This window comes from uncultured Traorella sp. (genome assembly GCF_944327115.1).
Classification (GTDB): Bacteria; Bacillota_I; Bacilli_A; order Erysipelotrichales; family Erysipelotrichaceae; genus Traorella.
In genome coordinates, this window is the sequence record NZ_CALVGS010000029.1 from 15,200 (window position 1) to 31,523 (window position 16,324).

15 protein-coding genes, 2 tRNA genes and 1 riboswitch are annotated in these 16,324 nt (G+C 34.2%); of the genes, 13 read left to right on the forward strand and 4 right to left on the reverse strand.

Going from position 1 to position 16,324, the window contains the following annotated elements:
* The first annotated feature begins 6 nt into the window (after positions 1–6).
* The 6 genes from Q0K35_RS02230 (at position 7) to Q0K35_RS02255 (ending at position 5,204) form a co-directional block, all read left to right on the forward strand.
* Positions 7–612 carry a TetR/AcrR family transcriptional regulator gene (locus Q0K35_RS02230; protein ID WP_294561049.1) on the forward strand — a complete coding sequence of 202 codons (606 nt, stop codon included), beginning with the start codon at positions 7–9 and terminating at the stop codon, positions 610–612.
* A 3-nt stretch (positions 613–615) separates the two neighbouring features.
* Entirely contained in the window at positions 616–1,473 is an 858-nt protein-coding gene (locus Q0K35_RS02235; protein WP_294561050.1) for an aldo/keto reductase, read from the forward strand.
* Positions 1,474–1,486: 13 nt separating this feature from the next.
* On the forward strand, positions 1,487–2,338 hold the full coding sequence (locus Q0K35_RS02240) for an aldo/keto reductase (protein WP_294561051.1): 852 nt from the start codon (positions 1,487–1,489) through the stop codon (positions 2,336–2,338).
* 234 nt (positions 2,339–2,572) lie between these two features.
* Positions 2,573–3,310: an HAD family hydrolase gene (locus Q0K35_RS02245; RefSeq protein ID WP_294561052.1), complete on the forward strand. Its 738-nt coding sequence runs from the start codon at positions 2,573–2,575 to the stop codon at positions 3,308–3,310.
* A 447-nt stretch (positions 3,311–3,757) separates the two neighbouring features.
* Complete coding sequence (locus Q0K35_RS02250) at positions 3,758–4,369, forward strand: hypothetical protein (RefSeq protein ID WP_294561053.1); 612 nt, start codon at positions 3,758–3,760, stop codon at positions 4,367–4,369.
* A complete protein-coding gene (locus Q0K35_RS02255; protein ID WP_294561054.1) occupies positions 4,341–5,204 on the forward strand; it encodes a nucleotidyl transferase AbiEii/AbiGii toxin family protein in 864 nt (287 codons plus the stop codon). The genes Q0K35_RS02250 and Q0K35_RS02255 overlap by 29 nt, the downstream gene beginning before the upstream one ends.
* 457 nt (positions 5,205–5,661) lie before the next feature.
* On the opposite strand, the gene Q0K35_RS02260 is transcribed toward Q0K35_RS02255, so the two are convergent.
* Positions 5,662–5,736: transfer RNA gene (locus Q0K35_RS02260), tRNA-Arg, on the reverse strand.
* A 273-nt stretch (positions 5,737–6,009) separates the two neighbouring features.
* Positions 6,010–6,828 (reverse strand): MerR family transcriptional regulator, encoded by an 819-nt coding sequence (locus tag Q0K35_RS02265; protein WP_294561055.1) that lies wholly within the window; start codon positions 6,826–6,828, stop codon positions 6,010–6,012.
* A gap of 83 nt (positions 6,829–6,911) precedes the next feature.
* On the opposite strand from Q0K35_RS02265, the gene Q0K35_RS02270 reads away from it, so the two are divergent.
* The 4 genes from Q0K35_RS02270 (at position 6,912) to Q0K35_RS02285 (ending at position 11,297) form a co-directional block, all read left to right on the forward strand.
* Positions 6,912–8,642, forward strand: coding sequence for an ABC transporter ATP-binding protein (locus Q0K35_RS02270; RefSeq protein ID WP_294561056.1), 1,731 nt, complete (start codon positions 6,912–6,914; stop codon positions 8,640–8,642).
* On the forward strand, positions 8,635–10,416 hold the full coding sequence (locus tag Q0K35_RS02275; RefSeq protein WP_294561057.1) for an ABC transporter ATP-binding protein: 1,782 nt from the start codon (positions 8,635–8,637) through the stop codon (positions 10,414–10,416). Before Q0K35_RS02270 ends, Q0K35_RS02275 begins: the two co-directional genes overlap by 8 nt.
* 241 nt (positions 10,417–10,657) lie before the next feature.
* Positions 10,658–10,743 (forward strand) — tRNA-Leu (locus Q0K35_RS02280).
* 77 nt (positions 10,744–10,820) lie between these two features.
* A riboswitch (SAM riboswitch) is annotated at positions 10,821–10,905 on the forward strand.
* A gap of 74 nt (positions 10,906–10,979) precedes the next feature.
* Positions 10,980–11,297: a hypothetical protein gene (locus Q0K35_RS02285; RefSeq protein WP_294561058.1), complete on the forward strand. Its 318-nt coding sequence runs from the start codon at positions 10,980–10,982 to the stop codon at positions 11,295–11,297.
* Between the two features lie 601 nt (positions 11,298–11,898).
* Here the strand turns inward: Q0K35_RS02285 and Q0K35_RS02290 are convergent.
* Positions 11,899–12,330 (reverse strand): Rrf2 family transcriptional regulator, encoded by a 432-nt coding sequence (locus tag Q0K35_RS02290; protein WP_294561059.1) that lies wholly within the window; start codon positions 12,328–12,330, stop codon positions 11,899–11,901.
* 115 nt (positions 12,331–12,445) lie between these two features.
* Between Q0K35_RS02290 and Q0K35_RS02295 the strand changes: the two genes are divergently transcribed.
* A complete protein-coding gene (locus Q0K35_RS02295) occupies positions 12,446–13,213 on the forward strand; it encodes an EFR1 family ferrodoxin (protein WP_294561060.1) in 768 nt (255 codons plus the stop codon).
* Positions 13,214–13,279: 66 nt separating this feature from the next.
* Positions 13,280–14,128: a patatin family protein gene (locus Q0K35_RS02300; RefSeq protein WP_294561061.1), complete on the forward strand. Its 849-nt coding sequence runs from the start codon at positions 13,280–13,282 to the stop codon at positions 14,126–14,128.
* Between the two features lie 91 nt (positions 14,129–14,219).
* On the opposite strand, the gene Q0K35_RS02305 is transcribed toward Q0K35_RS02300, so the two are convergent.
* Complete coding sequence (locus Q0K35_RS02305) at positions 14,220–15,569, reverse strand: MATE family efflux transporter (RefSeq protein ID WP_294561062.1); 1,350 nt, start codon at positions 15,567–15,569, stop codon at positions 14,220–14,222.
* Between the two features lie 153 nt (positions 15,570–15,722).
* Here Q0K35_RS02305 and Q0K35_RS02310 point away from each other — a divergent pair, with 153 nt between their 5' ends.
* Positions 15,723–16,181, forward strand: a complete 459-nt coding sequence (locus tag Q0K35_RS02310) for an Lrp/AsnC family transcriptional regulator (RefSeq protein ID WP_294561063.1) — start codon at positions 15,723–15,725, stop codon at positions 16,179–16,181.
* Positions 16,182–16,324 lie beyond the last annotated feature (143 nt).

A 16,324-nucleotide genomic window follows, 5' to 3' on the forward strand; every position in this document is an offset into this window, starting at 1 on the left:
GGACATATGGGAAAAAGACAGGAAGCAGCTTTAGAAACAAAACACAAAATTGTGCAGGCAGTTAAAGAGCTCATGGAAGAAAAAAGTGTGGAAGAGATGAATATCGAAGAAATCACGACTCGAGCAGGGGTGGCAAAAGGAAGCTTTTACACCCATTTTAAACGAAAAGAAGATGTTGTATCAGAAATTGCTTTATTGGAGTATAGTGTGGTTAAAAATGCCATTGTTCATTCTTCACAAGATGTTTATTCTCGATTGAGCGAGTTCTTAAAAAAATCAGTAGCTATTATTGAAAAAGGAACATTGCAAGTAGCTCAGCAATGGATCAAGAGTGTATCTGCTCCTTTAGAGGAAGAAAAATCAGGTATTCGTAAATATCAGTTTGATAGAGAAACGGTTATTAGTCTTCTAAATCAGGCTGTAGAGCGAAAAGAGCTCATTGAAAAGACACCCGTTGACCAATTGTCCAATTGTATTATAGACAGCTATTATGGTGCTGTTGTAACATGGTGCATGAATAAAGGTGAACAGAGGTCTTTGATTGAAAGCATTGATGATTATTGTTTATATTGTTTGGAACCAATATTGGAAAAGTATAAGAAGGAGAAATAATATATGGATTATATAATTTTAAACAATGGAAATAAGATGCCTATGGAAGGTTTTGGGGTTTATCAGGTAGCTGATCCTAAAGAATGTGAACAAGCAGTTTATGATGCGATATCATTAGGATATAGATTGATTGATACAGCAGCGGCTTATATGAATGAAGAAGCGGTTGGCAAGGCTGTCCATAAAGCGATCGATGAAGGAATTGTTACTCGAGAAGATTTATTCATTACAACAAAATTATGGGTTCAGGATTACAACAATGCGCAAAAAGCTATTGATCGTTCTTTAGCTTTATTAGGATTGGACTATATTGATTTATATTTATTCCATCAGCCAATGGGAGATTATATGGGTGCTTATAAGGTAATGGAAGAAAATTATAGATCCGGAAAATTAAAAGCAATTGGTGTATGTAATTGTTATCCTCATGTTTTAGCGGATATTTGTGAAACAGTAGATATTTTACCGGCAGTGAATCAAATTGAATTACATCCTTTCTTCCAACAGCCTTTGGCCTTAGAAACTGCAAAAGAATATGGAGTCATTTGTGAAGCATGGGGACCTTTTGCGGAAGGTAAACATGGGATTTTCTCACATCCCGTTTTAAGCGAGATTGGTAAAAAATATGATAAAACAGCAGCACAGGTCGCACTTCGTTGGAATATTGATCGTGGTGTTGTTGTTATTCCGAAATCAGTTCATTATGAAAGAATCAAACAAAATATAAATATATGGGATTTTAAATTAGATGAAGCTGATATGAAAGAAATTGAAAAGTTAGATTTAGGAAAAAGTGATATTGTTGATCATTATGATCCAAATTTTGTGAAAATGATTCACTCAGTAAAAATTCATGATTGATAGGAGGAGTATTATGGATAAAATCATATTAAATGATGGCAATCAAATTCCATCCGTCGGTTTTGGTGTCTTCATGATTCCGGGAGACGGGGCAACTTATACAGCAGTGTTAGAAGCTTTAAATGCAGGCTATCGCCATATCGATACGGCGGCAGCTTATTTCAATGAAGAAGATGTTGGCAGAGCTGTTAGAGATAGTGGCATTCCCAGAGAAGAAATTTATATTACAAGTAAATTATGGCTACAAGATCATGGTTACGAACAAGCTAAAGTAGGAATTGCCCGTTCATTAAGAAAATTAGATCTAGGGTATATCGATCTTTATTTAATTCATCAGCCTTATGGTGATGTTTGCGGTGCATGGAAAGCAATGGAAGAAGCTAAAGCAGAAGGAAAGATTCGCTCCATTGGTGTCAGCAACATGACACCAAAGATTTGGAATCAATTTGTTCCTCAATTTGCGACAAAACCAGCAGTAAACCAAGTAGAATGCAATCCTTTTTGTCAGCAAAGAGAACTTCGTCGTATTTTAGATGAAGATAATGTAAAATTAGAATGTTATTATCCATTAGGTCATGGAAATGAAGAATTATTAGGTAATGAACTAGTGGTTGAACTTGCGAAAAAGTATCATAAGAATGCTGGTCAAATTTTATTAAGATTTGAAACCCAAGATGGATTGATCGTATTGCCTAAATCAACACATCCTGAAAGAATTAAAGGAAATATTGATATTTTTGATTTTAAACTTACAAATGATGAAATGAATGCAATGAGAGCTCTTGATAAAGGTAAAACATCACATGATCCTGAAGCACCAGGAGTAGAAGAAATGCTCCGTAATGCATTTGTGATAGAAGATTAAAATGGCACAATAGTGTCATTTTTTTGTGAAGGTTTGGACCTAATAGATAGAATGAACTAAGGCTTAATTTTATAAATATACTACCATTACTTACTAAAAAATATAAATTATTACTTCTATTTTATTTTAATTTAAGATAGCTAGCTAAAGATTTTGCAGATAAAACATGATAAAATATGTGCGTAAAATGTCAGAATAATCTATTCTGAAAATTTGACTATATGGAGATAGACTATGAAAAGACCAAAAATGATTATATTTGATGCTGGAAAAACTTTGATAAATTATTTGCCTAAAATCGATGACAAAAAAATGTTGTATCTTTCTACAATAGATGCAATCGAAAAATTAATGCCCTATATTACTTCAAATCTTAATAATTATGATGCACAAGATATTAATAGATTTACTAATAAAATTTTTGAAGAATATTCTAAATGCAGAAAAGCATATTTTGAAATCAACAATCAAGTCATATTAAAAACAGTTTTTGATTATTTGAATATAAAATTATCAATTTCCTTCTCTCAAGCTGAAAAAATCATTTGGAATCATTCTGCAAACATTGTTGCTGTTGAAGGTGTTTTAGAACTATTGGATTCTTTAAAATGTCTTGGAATAAGAAGTGCAGTAATCAGTAATCTTGATTTTAGTGGTTATTTATTAGAAGAAAAGCTGAATGAACTGTTACCTAATAATGCATTTGAATTCATTATTGCATCCAGTGATTACGGAATTAGAAAACCACAAAAGTTGATATTTGAAATTGGAATATCTAAAAGTGGATTAGCTGCAGAAGATATTTGGTATGTTGGTGATAAACCAACAGTTGATGGATCTGGCAGTAAATCAGCAGGAATGATCCCAATTATTTTTAAGAGCAAAAAAAATCAATACAGTGAAATTCCAAAGGACATGATTACGATTGATGATTATAAAGAATTAATTGATATTTTAAAAAATATAGAATAAGGTTGACAACAAAATTCCAATTTGTATAGCCCATAGTATGATTCATAATGATTGTACAATAAGATTTTTAATCCTTATTCAGTTTTAACTTTCTTTTTCTTGATAATTAATAATTAAATATTTCTTTTCAAACATATTTTCTTGTAGTTTTATATGCTGAAAGATATGGAGAAAAGAGTATTTTTGCTCTAATTAACAAAACACCCTTTTTCATCAGCAAAGTCCTAAAACTCTTACAGATTTTTATTAACAGATTATTTGCAATCATAGGTTATGGTTTACTCTTTTTAGAATATACGTTATTATCTCATATTCATATTATTTGTTATTCTATGCATTACTTAATTGTATTAAATCTTTTAGTAGCATATAATTTGAGTTTTCTTTAAGCTATAAGTGTTGATTTTATCTTCATACTAACATATAATGTTAGTAAGAGGTGATAAAATGATTATCACATATGAAATTTTAAAAGAATCATTAAGTAATAAATATAAAGCACCGGATATGAAAATTAAAAGAATGAGCGATAGTGGTGAAATTATTAAACTCACTAAAAATTTGTATGAAACAAAAGCTGATACAGCAGGATATTTAGTAGCAAATGCAATCTATTCACCATCCTATTTATCCTTTGATTATGCTTTATCTTATTATGGTCTTATTCCAGAAACTGTTTATACATATACAAGTGCAACTTATAACAAAAAGAAGAAAAAGCAATATTCCAACCCTCTTGGAACTTTCACTTATCGTGATGTTCCTTCTAAAGCGTATCCTTACGGAATCAGCATTATGAGCGAAGGTGATTATTCATATACGATTGCTACACCAGAAAAAGCCCTATGTGATAAACTTTATACGCTTAAGCCTGTTAAAAATAAAAAGCAGATGTATGAATTGATATTTGATGATTTAAGAATAGATCAAGATATGTTTCAAAAGATGAATTTTGAAGATTTAAAGATATTATGTGATCTTTATAAAAATACAAATATGAAACTATTAAAGAAAGTGATTGGTGATTTTGATGAAAACAATACTCGAACAAATGATTGAAGAGTATAATCCTAAAAATAATGAAGAAAAAAAGAATGCAATTAAAGAAGTTATGCAAGAAATCGTATTATGTGGACTTAGCAAATCGGGATTTTTTAGTGATGCAGCATTTTATGGAGGTACTGCATTAAGAATATTCTATGGATTAGATCGTTTCTCTGAAGATTTGGATTTTTCATTGTTAAAGAAAGATAAAGATTTTGATTTACAAGAATATTTTCCAATTTTAAAAGATACTGTTAAATCTTTCGGTCTTAATGTAGATATAGAGTTGAAGAAGAAAACAAAAGATTCAAATGTTCAGTCTGCCTTTTTAAAAGGTGATACGATAGAACATTTCTTATTATTTTATCCTGAAGATTTTGTTCAAGGAATCAATAAAAATGAAAAAGTTAAAATTAAATTTGAAATTGATACAATGCCTTCTGGACTTGCAACGTATGAGACAAAGTATAGATTATTACCCACACCTTATAGTGTTAAACTTTATGATGAATCTTCATTATTTTCCGGTAAGATCCATGCTTTGATATGTCGATCATGGAAATCGAGAGTCAAGGGCCGTGACTTATACGATTACATTTTCTATCTTTCTCATAAGACGAAATTCAATTTACCTCATTTAAGAGAAAAACTGATAGATTCAGAGTTTATTGATAAAAACACTGAAATAACCTGTAATGAAGTAAAAGAAATGTTAATCAAACGTTTCAATGAAATTGATTTTGAGGAAGCTAAAAAAGACGTAATACCATTTATTAAAGATATTCGTGTACTAGATATATGGTGTAAAGATTTTTTTGTGAGCATTACTTCTGAACTTGAGAGTAAATAAAGCTTGATTGTTTAAATGTTGTTTGTATATTCATTAAAAATTATTTGCTTTTTAAAGGCACAAATCATATTTGACTTGTGCCTTTTATAACATATTTTAATATACACTCATTTGCATGATAAATAATGGAATAATGACTTTTTGTTTGACATCCAAATCAATCTTCTTTTAAATTCAAGGGAATTTACCCCTTACTTTAAACTAAACATACCAGAAATCTGCTTATTTCTCTGATGATCCTTTCGATCATTTTTACTGTTCCCACAAGAACCAGCATATTAAATACCAGTTGTCTTATATAGACCAAACCTGAGTATGTTAATAGTTCACACATTTTTAGATATTTTGATTAGCGTGCTAATTAATTATGTGATGATTTTAAATATTATTTTAGTTTTATCTAAATAATAAAAAAACCGAAAAACCTTATAAATAAAGGCTTTCCGGTAATTCTCAATGGCCTCCTCAGTAGGAATCGAACCTACAACTAATCCTTAGGAGGGACTTGTTATATCCATTTAACTATGAGGAGAGGGGTGTGATAAATGAGCCCAGTACCATGTTAACATAAGAACTTCTACTTAGGAAGATCTTGTATATCCATTTAACTAAGAAAACATTTAAATCATTTCAAAGAACATAAGTATTATACTCTATTTTTTGGATGAAGGGAAGAAGGAAATGAGAGGATCAAAAATCATGATGAATATCAAACATGATTCCGTCATACCACTTATAATTGAAAGAAAGAATTTCATGAAGATGAAATCAAGGAATATTTCATATACATTTAAAGACGAAAGAATCAATCAGGATCCATTTCCATACGGATATAAGTGACATACTGATCATGATCTTTTTGAGCAATTTCCGCAATCAAATATTCTTCATAAGCATACGTACCTAATCGCAATTGATGCATTGCTGCATAGTCAATCATTTTTTGATACGTCTGATTGATCGTATCATAATTACCTCTGTGCCAGCCACAAAGATATTTTCCTTTTTTACGAATATGTGTATTTTGATCAAAATGTTGGTCGGTAATCATAAATAAATAAGAAAAATCTAAATAATCTTGATTTTTAATCTTATCGATCTTCAACATACAACCCACCGCTTCTTGAGTAAAAACATGATTTTCACGGCAAAAATGAGCATACTCTTCCATAAATGAAGCAAAGCTTTTACTTGAAGTATTTTCAAGATCATTGCTGCAAAGCAAAATTTCTTCAGGATATTCCCTGATACAAATATCTTCCTCTTTATGGGTCACAGCAAACAAGGTACTCTCTTTCATCGAGTTCATCATCTTTTTTAATGAAAGTAATTGTTGGATCTCACGATCGACTTCTTCAAACTTTTCATCAAGAAGTCCAAGAAATAAATGCGGATCACGTTGTTGAAGAAAGGATTGGATATCTTTTAATGACATGCCAATTTTCTTTAGATTGAGGATGGCAGAAAATGTATCATATTGGTGATAAGAATAATAACGATATCCATGTTCATTGACATAGATTGGTTGGAATAAACCAATATCGTCATAATGAAACAAAACATGTTTTGGAACGCCACAAATCTTGGCAAATTGACCGGCTGTTAAATATTTTTCTTTTTTCATCACGATCTCCCCTTGACTATCATGTTACATTATAGTTTATGATAAATGAGTTCGCACAATTCGTCAAGAAAGGATGTGAAAGTTTGAAACTTATTTTAAAATATTTAAAGCGATATAAAAAATTATTTTTGATCAATGTCATCTCAGCATTTGGATTTGTGCTTGTTGAGCTGGGAATTCCAACGATCATTGCCGATATGATCGATGTTGGAGTTCAAAATGCCGATACGAATTATTTGATCCAAATGGGATTGATCATGGCAACGATTTCTGTTATTGGAGTCAGCATGACGATCTTGCTTGGTTATTGTTGTGCCAATATCTCCACGGCAATTACGCGTGATATCCGAAATGATATTTTTGCTCATGCGCAGACATTTACGGCTTACGAATTCAATCAATTTGGAATTTCATCAATGATCACAAGAACAAATAACGATGCCTTCCAAATTCAAATGTTTGTGAATGTCTTGTTACGAACCGCGCTCATGACACCGATCATGTTTATTGCGAGTTTTTTTATGACTGCAAAAGCATCGTTACCTTTAAGTGGTATCATTGCCGCAACAATTCCTTTGATCATTTTAGGGGTGGTATTTGTTGCGAAAATAAGTCAGCCGATTTCTGAAAAGCAACAATCGCTGCTTGACCGATTGAATCGTATCTCACGTGAAAACTTAAGTGGGATCCGTGTCATTCGTGCGTTTGATAATGATGCATATGAACAGCAGCGTTTTGATGAAACCAATGAACAATTCACTTCTCAATCAAAGAAATTGTTTAAGATCATGATGATGACATCACCTATTTTCTTCATGCTCATGAATGTTGCAGGTCTATGTATTTATTGGGTTGCTTCATTATTGATTCAAAATGGCCAGCTCTCATTAGGACAACTTGTGGCTTTCATGGATTATTTGTTCCATGCGATGTTTTCAATCATGTTATTCTGTACCGTGTTTATGATGTATCCGCGGGCAGCAGTCAGTGCAAAACGTATCCGGGAAGTCTTAGATACAAAACCATTGATCCGGAATGAAGGAAGCATGAGTGGAAATGAACAAGATGGAACGATTACCTTTGATCATGTGACTTTCGTCTATCCGGATGGTGAAGAACCCGTCTTAAAAGATGTCAGCTTCACTGCGAAAAAAGGAGAAACGATTGCCTTTATCGGAAGTACGGGTTCAGGAAAAAGTACCCTTGTTAACCTGATTCCTCGTTTTTATGATGTCAGTGAAGGAGCTATCCGTATCAATGGTGTCGATATTCGTGATTATGATGTGATGGACTTACGGTCACGTTTAGGAGTCATTCCTCAAAAAGCCTTTTTATTCCATGGAACGATAGCGGATAATATTCGCTTTGGAAAACCAGATGCGACAAGAGAAGAAATCGAACATGCTGCCAAAGTGGCACAAGCTTATTCCTTCATCATGGAAAAAGAGCATGGTTTTGATGAAGAGATTACGGAAAGTGCGACCAATATTTCAGGCGGTCAAAAACAACGACTCTCTATTGCCCGTGCTTTAGTGAGAAAACCTGAAATCTATATTTTTGATGATTCTTTCTCAGCGCTTGATTTTAAGACAGATGCGACATTACGTAACGAATTGAAAAAAGAAACTAAAAATTCAATCGTGATCGTTGTTGCTCAACGTATTTCTACGATCATGGATGCTGATCAGATCATTGTGTTAAATGAAGGAAATGTGATTGGCCACGGAACTCATAAAGAATTGTTGAAGAACTGTCAAATTTATCGAGAAATTGCATTATCTCAATTAAGTGAGGAGGAATTGGCTCATGAATAAGAAATTAACTTCGATTACGAAAACAATTTCCGGAATCAGACCTTTTATCGCTCCTTATAAATGGCAGTTTATCGGAGCTATTGTCATGGTCATCCTCAGTGTTGTAGCCATGGTCTTAGCACCAAGTGTTGAAGGAATGATCACCACTCAATTAGCGGATGACATTACGCTTGCTGAAAGTTTAGGCAGATTACAGATCCAATTTGATGCCATTATCAAGATCATAGTGATCCTGGCTCTGATTTATCTTGTGAAGACACTCTCCCAGGTCTTTGCGATTACTTGGTTAACCAATGCGATCCAGCATGCGATGCGAGATTTACGAAATGCATTGCAAAATAAGATCCGTCGTTTACCGGTCCGTTATTTTGATAATCACCCATTTGGCGATGTGCTAAGTCGTATCACCAATGATGTGGATGCGATCAGCAATGCCCTCCAACAGAGCTTTGTCAATGTAGTCAGTGGTATCTTAACGATTACCTTAGCGCTTATCATGATGATTCGTATTTCACCTTTGATGGCGTTGATTGCTTTTATGATCATTCCCTTATCGCTTTTGATTACGATCTTTATTGTCACCCGTTCACAAAAACGATTCCAAGCACAGCAGGATGCCCTCGGTGCTTTAAATGGTGCGATCACGGAAATGTACACGGGATACAATGAAATCTTGTTATTCAACAAACAAGAAGATTCGATTGAAAAGTTTAAGAAGCTTAATGAACATTTGCGCAGCAATGCATGCAAAGCTCAATTTATTTCAAGTACGATTGGACCTTTAAATTCATTAGTTACATATTTGACGATCGGAACTGTTGCTGTTGTAGGAACCTTCCAGATTCTGGCAGGTAATATTTCTGTTGGAAACTTGCAAGCATTTGTCCGTTATATTTGGCAAGTCAATGACCCTCTTTCTCAAATTTCTTCACTTTCATCGCAAATTCAAGCAGCCTTTGCTGCCATGGAACGTGTGATGGAAATCTTAAATGAAGAGGAAGAAATTGCTGAACTGGATCCACCAAAGCATATCGAAAACATGAAAGGAAATGTTTCATTCAAGCATGTACGATTTGGTTATGGTGAAACAGATCTGATAAAGGATCTCAACATTGAAGTCAAAAGTGGTCAAATGGTAGCAATTGTTGGTCCGACAGGTGCAGGTAAAACAACTTTGATCAACTTGTTATTACGTTTCTATGATGTACGTGGCGGAAGTATTTGTATTGATGGTGTAGATATCCGAGATATGAAACGTGGTGAACTTCGTGATATGTTTGGAATGGTCCTTCAAGATACATGGTTATTTTCAGGCAGCATCTATGATAACATTCGTTATGGCCGCTTAAATGCACGTAAAGATGAAATCATTGCCGTAGCAAAAATGGCCAATGTTCACCACTTTATTCGGACATTACCGGATGGTTATCATTCATTGGTCAATGAAGAAGCCAACAACATTTCACAAGGTGAAAAACAGTTGTTAACGATTGCCCGTGCCATTTTAAAAGATCCAAAGATCTTGATCTTGGATGAAGCAACATCTTCTGTTGATACACGTTTGGAAAAAATGATCCAGGAAGCGATGCACCGTGTCATGGAAGGAAGAACAAGCTTTGTGATTGCACATCGTTTATCAACGATTCGTAATGCTGATTTAATTCTGGTCATGAATCATGGGGATATTATTGAACAAGGGACTCATGAAGAATTGTTGGCAAAAAAAGGCTTTTATGAAAAACTGTATAATTCACAGTTTGCTGATGCTGAATAAAATAGCGACTCGATCCTGTGATCGAGTCGTTTATTACGATTCGCTTAAAGGAAAAGCATAAATTTCTGCCATAAGTTTTGCGCTTACCATTTTATAACATAAAAATATCTTTTACCCTCCAAAAAAATAAAAATATATATTTTTCATTATTTACTTCTCGATAAATTGTAATCGAAAAAATATAATTTCAAAAAAATCTCTTTACTTATTTAAGAAAAATGAGTAATATATATAAGTACCTGCGGACGTGGTGGAATGGTAGACACGCTACTTTGAGGGGGTAGTGAGTGTATGCTCGTGTGAGTTCAAATCTCATCGTCCGCACCATATTGATAGAATGTGCCTTGTTGTGGCACTTTTTTTTATGTTCTGTTCTATTAACCTCAAATATGATACAATAAGATTACCTATAAAGAGTGTGCGAGAGACAAGCTCAATGACCACACAGCAACCTGCAAAAGCAAGGTGCTAATGCTTGTACGATGGGAAATAAAAAAATACGATCCCATTGTAGCTATGGGGTCGTTTTTCTCTTTATAGGAATTGATAAGGAGGAAATATTTATGAATTATGTAGAAAAAGTATTACAGGAATGTAAAAGTGACAGTGTTTGGTTTTACTTGAAAGATGAAGAAACCAAAGAACATTTCAAAGATGAACTTCTTTCTTTAAAAGCAAGATGGGTCGATGGCAATCTCTTTGAAAAGAGCCATCATATTTCATCATTCATGGCCGTCCATTCAGATCATAAAGTAGCTTTTATTTCCATTCTGTGCTGGAAAATCGCATCAACACCAAAATATAAAGATACGATTATTCGAGTTGATTATAAGAAACTAATACAACATGACACTTACTTGATGAATGAATCATCGAACTGAGATGATATTGTACTCTTTCTTATGAGATGCATCAAAAAAACAGATTTAAAGTTTTATATCCCCCCTGTTTAATCACTAAAATTCTTCCGTCCAAGGAAAGAATGTTTGTTTCTTATCTAATTGATGAATCTGTCGACTTCTTTAGCACATACGGATATTTATCATTATTTTCAGACAAAAGAAGAGATTTTTTAGCTCTTCTTCAACAGGAATATGAACTTTGGAATCATGATTTACAAAAATTATATGATACTTATGAAAAAATATCTATCGAAGATTTCGCAAGCGAAATCGCCGGCTCATTAGAAAATAGAACACGATTTTTAAAACTGATGTCCCATATACAGATTTAAAATATTATCTACTTTTTTTCCATTTCTTTTGGTGTTTATCCCTATACTGTTGTAACGGATAAACAAAAGGAAACCATGGATAAAGCAAAGGCAAATTATGTATTTTTCTCTGCATGAAATTACATATACATGTGTAATAAATTTATTAGAAAAATATGAATAGCATTAAACGACAGCTGATGTAGATCAACTGTCGTTTAATTTGTAAGATAAATATTTTTATAACTTCTTTTATTTTCCTTGCTGTATTACTGATTCATTTTTTCATAATCAGAAATAACTTTTTTCATCGTTATCGTTTCAAGACTCTTTTTTAAATCATTCCTGATGATATCATAAGACATATCCAATACAGCATGAATATTCTTTCCTACCGGACATAACGAAGATGGAGAATCATGAATACCTATTAAATGTGATAAAAAGTCTGGTTCAAGTGCCTGACATATCCGATAAAGAGAAATATCTTCTAATGGACATTGGATCAAGGCTCCTCCTGTACCATTTTTTATAGATAAGATACCTTCTTTTTTCAAACTGCTGAAAATATTACGAATGGTAACTGCGCTAATGCCTGTAGATTTTGAAACAAGATCACTGGTAACCTTTACCTTATCCCCATATTCATGAATGAAAATAAGGCAATGGATCGCAATTGAACATTTTTTACTTATATGCATATAAATCACTTTCCTTTTGCTTATTATATCATAATTGATTAACCTGTAAATATTGACTTTACAGCTATGCGGTATTATACTTGTTGTAAAGTTATTTTTTACAGGAGGTTTTAATATGAAATTTATTCAAATTGTTTTCAGTCCAACAGGCGGTACACAAAAAGTAGCAGATACGATCATGACATCATGGGATCCATCTTTTGAAAGAATTGATCTGTCAGATGCAAATAAAGATTTCAATGAAATCCAATTACAAAAAGAAGATGTTGCATTGATCGCGGTACCATCTTTCGGAGGAAGAGTACCGGAATTGGCCATCAGCCGATTAAAAGAAATTCATGGTAATGGTGCAATGAGCGTTCTTGTATGTGTCTATGGAAATCGAGCTTATGAAGATACATTAGTAGAATTACAGGATACAGCTGAACAATGTGGCTTCCGAACCATTGCCGCTGTTGCTGCAATTGCCGAGCATTCCATCATGCACCAGTATGCAACCGGAAGACCTGATGAGAAAGATAAAGAAGAATTACATCAATTTGCGAAACAGATTCTGGAAAAAATCCATACAAATCCTTCCGGCTGGACAACAGCTAACATCCCGGGCAACCATCCATATAAAAAGGCCGGAAGTACACCTTTGATTCCAAAAGCAGATAAAAATTGTAATTCTTGTGGGATCTGTGCAGAAAAATGCCCTGCTCAGGCCATTGACTTGAATAATCCAAAAGAAACAAATAGTAAAAAATGCATTTCATGTATGCGATGTGTTTCAATATGTCCGCAATCTGCCCGAAAAGTAAATGGTGCCCTTGTAGCAATGGCTGCATTAGCTATCAAAAAAGCTTGTTCGGAAAGAAAATACAACGAATTATATTATTAGTATAGGTTAAAAGCAAATCGTAGAAATGAGATTAAAGATTCTGATGATTTAAATAAAGGAGTTTTTATGAAGATAGGAGTCATTGACGTAGGCGGAGGACTGCGCGGAATATATGCCGCCGGTGTTCTTGATGCTTGTTTAGAAGAAGGCATTACATTCGATGTCGGCATCGGTGTTTCTGCCGGAAGTGCAAACATAGCTTCGTTTGCAGCAAGACAAAAAGGAAGAAATTATCGTTTTTATACTGAATACATGGCTAGAAAAGAATATATGAGCCTTTCCAATTTTATCTTTAAGAAAAGCTATGTTGATATGGATTATGTTTATGGAACTTTAAGCAGCTCAGATGGAGAAGATCCACTGGACTATGATACACTGATGCATAATCCCATCAATTTTATCACGGTTGCATTAAATGCAGCGACTGGCAAAACGACATATTTTGATAAAAGCCATCTCGCACAAAATAACTATGACATCTTAAAGGCATCCTCTTCCATTCCTTTTGTGTGCTCCCCTTATTTTATCGATCAAGTGCCATATTATGATGGTGCATTAGGAGATCCCGTACCGATCGAAAAGGCATTTTCTTTAGGATGTGATCATGTAGTGCTGATTTTGACAAAACCGAAAGATTTTCGTCGAACCATCGGCAAAGATCAACTGATAGCTTCCTTTATACGTAAAAAATATCCATTAGCTGCCGAAGAGCTGATCAAACGTGCTGATAAATATAATCATGAAATGGAATTGGCTAAAAAGTATGAAAAGCAAGGAAAAGTATTGATCATTGCGCCAGATGATACATGTGGTGTTGATACATTGACTCGTGACATCAATGCTTTGAAAAAATTATATGAAAAAGGAATTCATGATGGTGCTCAGATTCCCCAATTCTTTGAAAACATCATGTAATGACTCTCAAAAATAAAAAATCTTAATAATGTGTCTGAATGATGCAAGATGCGTTTTGTCAGACAAAATAAAAGACGTCTTTACATCGACGTCATTTTGCTGATGCTGCTATCAGCTCTTTTTTCTTTATCAAGTAATACCCAATACCTAAAACATCTGCCAGAAACCATCCAATCGGTACTGACCACCAGATGCCTATGACACCAATCTGAGGAATTGCGGAAAGCATGTAAGCTAATAAAACGCGTGTACCCAATGATACAACGGTCAGTACGACCGACATGCCCGGTCTTGTCAAAGCGCGATACAACCCATATAGAAGAAAGAGAATACCGATCATAAAGTAGAAGACACCTTCAATATGTAAATACTGCATGCCACAAGCAATCACATCTGCTCCTTCGCTTGCATCAATAAAAAGGGCCATCAAAGGTTTCGCAAAGATAACGACACATAAAGAAATGACCAAGCTAAATGAGATTGAAATAATAGCTGCTGCTTTGATTCCCTTCTTGATACGTTCTGTTTTCTTGGCACCATAATTCTGTGCAACAAAAACAGAAAAGGCATTTCCAAAATCCTGAACCGGAAGATAAGCAAAGGCATCGATCTTCACCGCTGCCGCAAAAGCCGCCATAACTGTCGTTCCAAAACTATTCACAAGTCCCTGTACCGCTAAGATACCCAGATTCATGATCGACTGCTGTAAACAGGTCAAGGCAGAAAAGCTCGTGATGCTGCGAATATTTTCTATCTTCAGCTTCACTCCTTTTTCTTTTTGAAAAAGTTTCGGAAATTTGATACGCGTATAAATCGCAATACCGATCCCTGAAACATATTGTGAAATGACCGTAGCTTCTGCTGCTCCCCCTACTCCTCGCTTCAGCCCTACGACAAACCATAAATCCAACACAATATTTAAGATGGCGGATATGGCCAAAAAGAAAAGAGGAACGACTGAATTTCCTAAAGATCGCAATAAAGAAGCAAAAAAATTATATAAAAAGATACCGATCATCCCTGCAAAGATAACGATCAGATATTCATGCATCAGCCCACTCAGATCAGCAGGTGTGCGCAATGCCCAGATGATCCAATCGATACCAGCAAATATAAGGATATTTAATACGATCGTAACGAATCCTAAAAGTACGAGGGAAGCAAGGATATCCTCTTTTAATCCTTTATGATCGTTTTTTCCATAACGAATGGAAAAAACAGTACCGCTTCCCATCGATAATCCCAAAAGGATCGAGGTAAGAAAGGTCATTAAAGAAAACGCTGAGCCTACCGCTGCCAAGGCATTCTCCCCTAAATATTTACCGACGATCAGTGTATCCGCAATATTATAGCACTGTTGAAGCAAATCCCCTAAGATCATCGGGATTGCAAAGCACAGCATCGTTTTTACTAAAGGACCCTTTGTTAATTCATATTCCATATATACCACCTTTTATTTCTTTTCGTAATTTATAAATTAACATTCGTAATATATTATACCTTTCATAGTAAGAATATGTCAATATTCTATTGACAAGAATTCTTGACGTCTTATTCTTTAGGCATTATAATGTTCAAAAAGAGGTGGATTGCTATGTTCTTAAACGGCCTTGATGAAACAGATCAAAAAATTGTCCAGCTATTAATACAAAATGCCCGTATGTCTTATTCTGAGATCGGGGCACAGATCGGTATTTCCCGTGTTGCGGTCAAAATGCGTGTCCAGGCACTTGAACAAAAAGGTATCATCGAAGAATATACGACCATCATCAATCCTCAGAAGATCAGCGGCGCTGTTTCTTGTTACTTTGAAATTGAAACAAAACCGGATACCCTGATGGAAGTAGCAAATATTCTGAATCAAAATGATATCATTACCCAGATTTATCGCGTTACCGGTAAAAGCAAGCTGCATGTTCATGCGGTAGCAGCTTCTCATGAGGAAATGGAAAATTTGATCTATAAAACGATCGATCAGCTTCCGGGCATCATTGAATGCAGCAGCAACATCATCCTTTCAAGGATCAAAGATATCAAAGGATTGCGATTATAAAAAGAATCCCAAATCACCAATGCAACTAAAATAAGGATTTGACAAAAAGCTAAATTTATGAATCTCTCACAAAAAAAAGTGAGGGGTTCTTTTTTTATGTATCAAATTCTTAATTGCGTATCACAAAAAGAACTCAGCTGAAT